Source organism: Enterobacter sp. PGRG2, from assembly GCF_030291195.1.
Classification (GTDB): domain Bacteria; phylum Pseudomonadota; class Gammaproteobacteria; order Enterobacterales; family Enterobacteriaceae; genus Enterobacter_D.
On the sequence record NZ_CP127837.1, the window covers coordinates 4,161,034 to 4,162,426 of the forward strand.

The following is a 1,393-nucleotide window of genomic DNA, read 5'->3' on the forward strand; positions in this document are numbered from 1 at the left end:
AGATGCGCCGTGCCGCTGTCGACAATAAAGTTCAGTCCTGCCAGGGTTTCGCTGCTGCTGCCGGTGGAGGCGGTTACGCTGTACTGCGCCACGTCCCGGGAGCTGAGCGTGACCCGTGCCACGCCGGACGCATCGGTTTTGCTGCTGCTTGCCGAGAGCGTGCCGGTGGCCGGATCGACCGTCCAGTTAACCTCTGCATTGTTCAGCACGTTGCCGTTCGCATCCTCGACGGTGGCGGTCAGGCTGATGGCATCGCTGCCGTTTGCCAGCGCGGAGGTACGATCGCTTTTCAGCGTTTTGATGGTCGCGGTGGCGCTGTCGGCGATAAAGGTCGCAGGCTCCGCCTGTAGCGGCGTGGCTTCGCTGGTCTTCGCAGTGACCACGACCTTGCCCGCTTTCAGAGAGGTCACGGTGATGGTCGATTTACCGTCCGCGCCGCTGGTGGTGTTGCTGGCGCTTAATGTGGCATCCGGATTATCCGCTGACCACGCCACGCGGGCAGCGTTGATGGCGTTCCCCTGGGCATCCGTCACCTGCGCTTCATAGGTAATACTGTCCGTGCCGTTCGCCAGCGCCTGGGTTTTACTGAGCGTCAGGGTGGTCACTTTTTGCGTGCTGGTGTCCGCCACAAAGACGATCGGATCGGTTTCCTGTACGGCGTCGCGGTTCACCGCCGCCAATACCGTCACTGTGCCGGTTTTCGGGGATTTCAGTTCAAGCGTGGCGATGCCGTCGTTGTCAGAGACCGACGTTTTACTGCTGACCGGCGTACCGTCGCGCTTTTTCACCATCCAGTTGACGGTGATACCCGCCAGCGGATGGTTGTTCTGATCCTTCACCTGCGCGGTGACGGTGTCGGTGTCGATATTGTTGGCGACCACCTGCTGTTTTTCACTCTCAATGGCAACCACCTGCGCGCTGGCAATGTCGGCGGTAAAGTTCAGCGCAGCGGTGCTGACGCTGTTGCCCTGCTCCAGCTGTGCGGTAACGATGGTGCTGATCACCTCGCGGCTGGTGACGTCGATCTTCGTCAGCCCTTGTGCATCGGTGGTCGTGCTGTCGCTGGAGAGCAGCGCTTTCGCGTTGTCGGCGCTCCACTGGATGGCGGCGTCTTGTATCGGCTTGCCAAACTGATCCACCACGTGTGCGGTCAGCGCGATGGGCGTGATGCCGTCCGCCTGAACGCTGCTGGCCGAAACGTCGATCTGCGTCAGCGTCGGCAGAATTTCCGTGGCTTCGAGGATGATTTTTGCCGTCGCCAGTTTGGTGCTGCCGTCGATCAGCGGCTGAACGGTCACGCTCCCCGGCGTGGTGCCGCTGGTAAAGGTGGCAACATACACTCCGGACGAGGTTTCCTGAAAGGCGCTGATGGCGGCCGCTTTGCTGTTGGTGG

The 1,393-nt window shown here is 61.4% G+C and carries 1 protein-coding gene; it reads right to left on the reverse strand.

The genetic code is table 11. The features are described from left to right. Window positions 1-1,393: Ig-like domain-containing protein (locus tag QRD42_RS18560; protein WP_321988794.1), on the reverse strand; the 1,393-nt coding region annotated here is incomplete at both ends.